Origin of the sequence: Luteimonas huabeiensis HB2, assembly GCF_000559025.1 — a bacterium.
GTDB classification, from domain to species: domain Bacteria; phylum Pseudomonadota; class Gammaproteobacteria; order Xanthomonadales; family Xanthomonadaceae; genus Luteimonas; species Luteimonas huabeiensis.
The window spans coordinates 50,222-57,461 of record NZ_JAAN01000006.1 but is presented as its reverse complement, the minus strand read 5'-3'; the positions used below and the strand labels follow the sequence as shown (position 1 = coordinate 57,461).

General features: G+C 69.8%; 4 protein-coding genes. 2 read left to right on the top strand and 2 right to left on the bottom strand.

What is annotated here, in order from left to right:
• The coding region (locus Z164_RS23195; protein WP_236621733.1) for an RHS repeat-associated core domain-containing protein at positions 1-697 on the top strand (697 nt) is incomplete at its 5' end.
• Between the two features lie 547 nt (positions 698-1,244).
• On the opposite strand, the gene Z164_RS0101755 is transcribed toward Z164_RS23195, so the two are convergent.
• Positions 1,245-4,130, bottom strand: a complete 2,886-nt coding sequence (locus Z164_RS0101755; RefSeq protein ID WP_024889032.1) for a TonB-dependent receptor — start codon at positions 4,128-4,130, stop codon at positions 1,245-1,247.
• 243 nt (positions 4,131-4,373) lie between these two features.
• On the bottom strand, positions 4,374-5,168 hold the full coding sequence (locus tag Z164_RS0101750; RefSeq protein ID WP_024889031.1) for a sulfite exporter TauE/SafE family protein: 795 nt from the start codon (positions 5,166-5,168) through the stop codon (positions 4,374-4,376).
• A 97-nt stretch (positions 5,169-5,265) separates the two neighbouring features.
• Between Z164_RS0101750 and Z164_RS0101745 the strand changes: the two genes are divergently transcribed.
• Positions 5,266-7,239, top strand: coding sequence for a lytic transglycosylase domain-containing protein (locus Z164_RS0101745; RefSeq protein ID WP_024889030.1), 1,974 nt, complete (start codon positions 5,266-5,268; stop codon positions 7,237-7,239).
• The last annotated feature ends 1 nt before the right edge of the window (position 7,240 follow it).

The window sequence follows — 7,240 nt, the reverse complement described above, 5'->3', positions numbered from 1 at the left end:
CCTGGTGTACATGCAGCAGCGCTACTACGATCCCGGTATCGGGCTGTTCCTGTCCGTCGATCCTGTAACGGCTTACGACCAGCCGTTAGTGACGTTCAATCGGTATCGCTACGCCAACAGCAACCCGTATAAGTTCACCGATCCGGACGGGCGATTTGGTGTGGTTGGTGGAATCATTGGCGGACTCATTGAGGTTGGTATTCAAATGGGAGTGGAAGGGAAATCCTTCTCCCAAATTGACAAAACGGACGTGGCTGTTGCCGTAGCTGTCGGCGCAGTAACTGGTGGGCTTGGAGGGCGTCTTGCCACGCAGGCAGCAAGAGGCACCATCACTGCTGGACAGGCTGCTATTCAAACGGGTATGGCCGGCGGTGCAGCCTCTGCATTGGGGTCAGGAGCAAAAGATATAGCAAACGGTGAAGCGCCTGATGGAGTCAAAATGGCAGTTTCAGGTGCCATTGGCGGAGCGGCATCTGGTGCTGGTGCACGCATTGGCTTGTCGAGCGTTTCAAACCTCGAGCGAGCTGCGGCTTCCTCGTCACCTGGCGCCCCCAATATTGCTTCAACCACTCAGTCCGCGTTGCGCGTAGGCGAGGTGGCCACAACAGGTGGTCAAGCGTCTGCACAGATTGGCGTCGATGCGGCAGCTGGCGCGGTAGACAAAGCAGTTGAGACGCAACTCGATAAGAGGCGATGAGAATGAGATTCCGAGTGCTTCTTCGAGCAGAATTGTACCTTCTTGTTTGCGCCATATTCCCGGCAACGATCTACTTCTTTACGTATGACGTCAAGGCATCTTTTCGCGTGCTTCTAATTTGCTTCAGCGCTCCTCAGCCGTTTCTGATTTATGCTCTTCGAGATCAGTTATTTGGACGACGACGCCGGTAAGCAACAAGAACATGGGCACTGAGAACTGGGGCCGGAGAACAACTGATCCAGCTTCATGAGTCAAAAAAAATTGGGGCAGGTTTGCTTACGCGGTCACTGCACTGGAAACGTCCTGCAGCAGGCAGATCGGCATCCGCTACGCGGCGGCGAACGACAACAGCTTCGAAACAGTAACCACACCGACCTGCTGCACAGCTCGGTAGCGACCACAGATGCCGCCTGCGCGCTGGTGGCGCGCATCCACCGGGCACCCTGCGGCAGGACGATCGACAAACCGGCCCACGATGGCATCGGCTACTCCTGCGCCGGGCGCGGCTACCCGGCGCTCGGCGAGGCGATCTCCGACGATCGCGGCCTCAAAACCTCAAATCCGCCCGCACGTACCAGAAGCGGCCGCCGGGGATGTCGTAGGTGGAGGCGTCGTAGCCGTTGAGCGAGCAGGAGAGGCAGATCGGAGGCTCCTTCTCGAACACGTTGTTGACGCCGGCGGTGAGGGTGAGGCCCTGCATCCAGTCGAAGCGATAGCCGAGCTGGACGTCGTGGTAGGTGGTGGAGCCGAGCCGGTTGGTGCCGTCCTCCGGGTTGCGACAGACCGGGAACGAGACGGCATCCCCGCAGTCCTCGACCAGGTCGGAGATGTGGCGCACCGCCCAGGAAGCGTTCCAGGCGTTGCGGGTCCAGTCGAGCGAGGCGGTGGAGGTCCACTCGGGGATCGCGCTGTCCTCGACCTCGATGCCGGGGCGGCGCGGCTGGCGCTGGCCGGCGCCGCCGATCGCCTCGTAGCGGCCGACGAAGCTGTTCTGCCAGGCGAAGGCGAAGCGGCCGGCGGCGGTGTCCGGGGTGGTCCAGTACAGGTCCACGTCCCAGCCGTCGGTCTTGATCGAGCCGAGGTTGGTCAGGCGGTTGTTGAAGGCGTTGATGCCGCCGGTGGCGGCGCGGCCGATGCCGTCGCAGTACTCGGCCGACAGCGTCTGCACGCACAGGTCGAGCTGCGCCTGCGCCGACAGCGCCTGGATCGGGCCCTGGATGTCGTGGCGGTAGTAGGTGACCTCGAAGTCGAAGCGCTCGGCCCAGGAGGTGCCGTTGGCGAACCACGGGCTCCACACGAAGCCGGTGGTGAAGCTGCGGGCGCGCTCGGGCTCGAGTTCGCGGTTGCCGCCGGTGGTCACCGATATCTGCGGGTTAGGCTGGGCGTAGCCGGCCGGCACGCCCAGCGCGCGGCAATTGCCTTCCACCGACGGGTCGAGGAAGGGCTCGGAGCAGGGGTCGCGCAGCTGGGCGTCGAAGCGGCTGTCGGAGCCGTACAGCTCGCCGATCGAGGGCGCGCGAAAACCTTCGGCGTAGGTGGCGCGCAGCAGGAAGTCGTCGCTGACCTGCCAGCGCAGGCCGTACTTGGGCGTGAACTCGCCGCCGAAGGTGGAATAGTCGGAATAGCGGCCGGCCAGGCTGAGGTCGAGGCCCTTGCCCCAGGCGCCCTCGCCGAAGATCGGCACCTCGAGCTCGACGAACACCTCGTTGACGTCGTATTCGCCGGAGGTCGGCAGCGAGGGCACGCCGTTGTAGTGGCCGCGCACGGTCAGCGGGTCGGGCTGGTACCAGCCTTCGTACTTGCGGTACTCGTAGCCGGCGGCGAAGGCGACGTGGCCGCCGGGCAGTCGGAACAGGTCGCCGGACAGGTTGGCGGACACCAGGCTCAGCTCGTTCTGGCTCTCGTCGCGCACCACCGGCTGGATCCAGGCCAGCATCTCGGGGGTGATGGTGCCGGGACCGCCGAAGATGTTCAGCGGCACGCAGCCGGCCACCGCGGCGCAGGCGTCGGGATCGCCCAGCGCCAGGGCGATGTTGTGGATGTTGTAGCTGCCGTAGTTGGCCTGCCTGGCCTTGTTGCGGCTCCAGGCGGCGTTGACGTCCCAGAACCAGATCGCGTTGCCGACGTCGAAGCTGCCGACCAGGCCGGTGTTGAAGTACTGCGTGTCGACCTTCTGCTCGAACACGCGCGCGCCGCCCTCCACCGGGCGGCGGCCGATCATGATCAGGCTTTCGCCCGAGACCAGGTCGAAGCCGAACGGGTTGTAGGGGTTGCGCGCGGAGATGGTGATCTCGTCGGCCAGCGGATTGCCGGTGCCGGCCTCGGGGCCGAGGAAGATCGGCTCGGGCGCGGCCTGGTTGGTGGACTCGCGGCGGTTGTACAGCGCCTTGGCGTACCACTGCAGGTTGGGGGTGATGTCGAAGCGGAACTGGCCGAACACGCCGGTGCGCTCGGAAGGCGTCATCAGCAGGTTGTACTCGGCGAAGTTGAAGCGGTCGGCGGCGCCGAAGCAGTGGAAGCCGTCGGTGCGGTCGCAGCCGGTCTGGGTGGGGTCGTAGACCGGCGCGCTGTTGCCGGTGTTGGGGGTGATGTCGAGTGTGACGCCGGTATTCGGGTCCGTAATCCAGAAACGTCCGGTCGGCGTACCGGAACTGCCCAGCGCCACGCCGGTGCCCGGCACCGGGAAGCGCGACTGCTCGCGGTCGCGCGCGTACACCGCGTCCTGCTCGGTATGGCTCAGCGCCAGGAACAGGCTGCTGCGCTCGGTGGTGCGGCCCCAGGCGAAGTCGGCGCCCTTGCTGGTGCCGTCGCCCTCGCCGAAGCGGCCGTAGTCGAGGGTGACCTGGCCGCCGTCGAAGTCGCGCCGGGTGATGATGTTGACCACGCCGGCGATCGCGTCGGAGCCGTACAGCGAGGAGGCGCCGTCCTCCAGCACCTCGATGCGATCGACGATGGCCAGCGGAATGGTGTTGAGATCGGTCGCGGCGCCCACGCCGGAGGCCGAGGACTCGTTGACCCAGCGGATGCCGTCCACCAGCACCAGCACGCGCTTGGCGCCCAGGTGGCGCAGGTCCACCTGCGCCGAGCCCGCGCCCACGCCGCTGCCGTCGGGCGGAAAGCCGAAGTTGCCGGAGGAGTTGAACTTGGTGTTGAGCGCCGAGCCGGAGCCGGTGAGCTGCTGCACCACGTCGCCGATCGAGGTGAGGCCGGTGCGCTCGATGTCCTGCCGGCTCAGCGTGTGCACCGGCACCTGCCCTTCCAGTTCGGCCCGGCGGATGCGGGTGCCGGTGACCTGCACCGCGTCCAGTGTGCGGGTGGCGGCCTCGGCGGGCGAGGCCGGCGCGGGCTGCTGGGCGGCGGCGGCGGCGGGCAGGGCGAGCAGCAGGGACAACTGGACCGCGCGCGCCAGGCGGGAAGGGTTCGGCAGGCTCATCGTGCTCTCCATGGAAGATGGGTCGCCGCCGATGCCCCTGTCCATGCGGCGGTCATGCCGTTGTAACGAAATCGTTAAACAGAAACCGCGACGCGCATCACTGAGTCGGGGTCGCGTTCGATGCCGGCGCGCGACGCGAGCCGGCTGCTGCGAAACAGGCGCCCGGTGCGCACGGCGTGCGGACGAACACCGCGCGCCCGTCGTCGCGATGGCGCGCCCGGCAAGGCGGTTCGACGCCCGCGCTCACCACAGCGCCAGGCTGGCGCCCACCAGGATCAGGAAGGCCGCGAAGACGCGCTTGAGGGCGGTGCCGCTGATCGCGTGGGCCAGCCGGGTGCCGTAGGGCGCGGCGAGCACGGAGGCGATCGCCACGCCGATGGCGGCGGGCAGGTAGACGTAGCCGATGGCATGCTCGGGCAGCGCGCCGGGCGGGGCCTGCAGGGCGTAGCCGGCGGCCGCCGACAGGCCGATGAACACGCCGCAGGCCGAGGACGTGCCCACCGCGCGCACCGGCGCCACCCCGCGCCAGACCAGCAGCGGCACGGTCATGCTGCCGCCGCCGATCCCCACCAGCGAGGACATCGCGCCGATCGCGCCGCCGGCGGCGGTCATGCCCGGACCTTTCGGCACGACGGCCTCGGCCCGGGTCTTCGGCGGGCCGGACAGCGCCATCTGCGCGCCGACCACGAAGCAGTACACCGCCACGCACCACTTCAGCACGTCGCCGTCGAGCGAGATCGCGAAGCGGCTGCCGAGCCAGCCGCCGATCAAGACGCCCGGCACCATCCACTTCACCGTCGGCCACAGCACGCTGCCGCGGCGGTGGTGCGCCCAGGCCGAGGACGTGGCGGTCAGCACGATGCTGGCCATCGAACTGGCCAGGGCCGCGTGCATGCCCGCTTCGCGCGGCACGCCGTGCAGCGGCAGGAACCAGGCCAGCGCCGCGACCAGCACCAGGCCGCCACCGATGCCGAGCAATCCGGCGAGCACCCCGGCGATGGCGCCCAGGGCGAGGAAGAACAGCATCAGCGTGACCATGTCGGTTCCGGTTTCCGGGAGGCGGGGAGGTTAGCGCAGCCGCGCCCCGGGCCGGCGATGGGCCGGACTTCATCCGCGCTTGGCTATAGTCGCGCGCATGCGAAACGCTTCCGCCTTCACCCTCGCCGCGACCGCGCTCGCGCTGCTGGCGGGCCTGCTGCCCGGCGCCACCGCGCGCGCGCAGTCGGCCGCCGATCTCGAGCTGCGCGGCGCGCTGGAGGCCGCCGCGCGCGGCCAGCCGGTACCGCCGCAGATGCGCAACCACCCGGCCGCCGGCTGGATCGAATACGCGCAATTGCGGCGCGGCCTCGACACCCTGCCGTCGGCGCAGGCCGCCGATTTCCTCCAGCGCTACCAGGGCCAGGCGGTGGCCGCGGCGTTCCGCGAGGACTGGCTGCGCGCGCTGCACAAGCGTCAGGACTGGGCCGGCATCCGCGCCGCGTGGTCGCCCGACATCGGCAACACCGCGCTGCGCTGCATCGAGCTCGACGCGCGATCGCGCCTGGGCGCGGCGGACGCGGCCTGGGACGAGGCGGTGGCGGCGATCTGGCGCAGCAGCGGCGATTCGCTGCCCGACGCGTGCGACGCGCCGTTCGCCGCGCTGGACGCGCGCGGCGCGCTGACGCCGGCGCTGCGCTGGGAGCGGCTGGAACTGGCCGCCGCCGCCTGGAACCCGGGGGTCATGCGGGCCGCCGCCGCCGGCCTGCCGGCCGAAGAACGCGCGCTGGCCGAGGACTACGCCGCCTTCGTGCAGGCGCCGCATGCGCGCGCGCTGCAGTGGCCGAAGACGCCGCGCAGCCGGCTGGTCGCCTCGCACGGGCTGGCGAAGTTCGGCAAGGCGTCGCCGGATGCGGCCGAAGCGCAGTTGCCGGGCTATGCCGCCGCGCTGGGCTTCGACGAGGCCGAGCGCGGGCGCGTGCTGCACCAGATCGCGCTGTGGACGGTGGCCTCGTACCTGCCCGATTCGGCGCGCCGGCTGGCATTGGTCCCGCTGGCCGCCTACGACGACCGCCTGCACGAGTGGCAGGTGCGCGAGGGCCTGGCGCGCTCGGACTGGCGCGCCGCGCTGGCGGCGATCGAACGCATGCCGCAGGCGCAGCGCGAGGACCCGCGCTGGACCTACTTCGAGGCGCGCCTGCACGAACTGCTGGGCGCGCCCGAGCGCGCGCGGCCGCTGTACGCGCGCGCCGCGCGGTCGCCGACCTTCCACGGCTTCCTCGCCGCCGACCGCCTCGGCGCACCCTACGCGCTGTGTCCGATGACGCTCGACATCGACGCCTCCTCGCGCGCGCGGGTGGCCAACACGCCGGAGATCGTCCGCGCGATGGCGCTGTTGCGCGCCGACCGGCCCGGCTGGGCGACGCGCGAGTGGAACGCCGCGCTGGAGAAGTTCGACGACCGCCAGCGCCGCATCGCGGTGCAGGTGGCGCAGGACAACGGCTGGTTCGACCGCGCGATCTTCGGCCTCGGCCGGCAGCCGGAGGAATCGCGGCTCTACGCGCTGCGCTTCCCGCTGCACCACGACGAGCTGATCCGCACCGAGGCCCGCCGCAACGGCCTGGACCCGGCATGGATCGCCGCCGAGATCCGCGCCGAGAGCACCTTCAACCCGCGCGCGCGCTCGCCCGCCGACGCCCGCGGGCTGATGCAGGTGCTGCCGGCCACCGGCGCCGCGGTGGCGCGCCGGCTGGGCCTGCCCTGGGGCGGCGCCGAGAGCCTGTACGACCCGGCCACCAGCATCCGCCTGGGCAGCGCCTACCTGCGCGAGATGAAGGAGAAGTACGGCCTGCCGTACGTGGCCATCGCCGCCTACAACGCCGGGCCGGCGCCCGTGCAGCGCTGGCAGGCGCAGCGTGCGGGGATGGACGCGGATTTCTGGATCGAGACCATCAGCTACCGCGAGACCCGCGAGTACGTCGCGCGCGTGCTGGCCTTCAGCGTGATCTACGACTGGCGGCTGCACGGCGCCGCGGTGCCGGTGAGCGAGCGCATGCAGGGACGCGTGGACGCCGCGCGCAAGCCCTTCGCCTGTCCCGACGCGGCTGCCGCCGCCGGCGACGAAGCGGCGTGAG

Bases quoted from the DNA above. Each gene is read 5' to 3' on its own strand.
- Z164_RS0101745 (WP_024889030.1), top strand. From the start codon at position 5,266: ATGCGAAACGCTTCCGCCTTCACCCTCGCCGCGACCGCGCTCGCGCTG.
- Z164_RS0101750 (WP_024889031.1), bottom strand. From the start codon at position 5,168: ATGGTCACGCTGATGCTGTTCTTCCTCGCCCTGGGCGCCATCGCCGGG.
- Z164_RS0101755 (WP_024889032.1), bottom strand. From the start codon at position 4,130: ATGAGCCTGCCGAACCCTTCCCGCCTGGCGCGCGCGGTCCAGTTGTCC.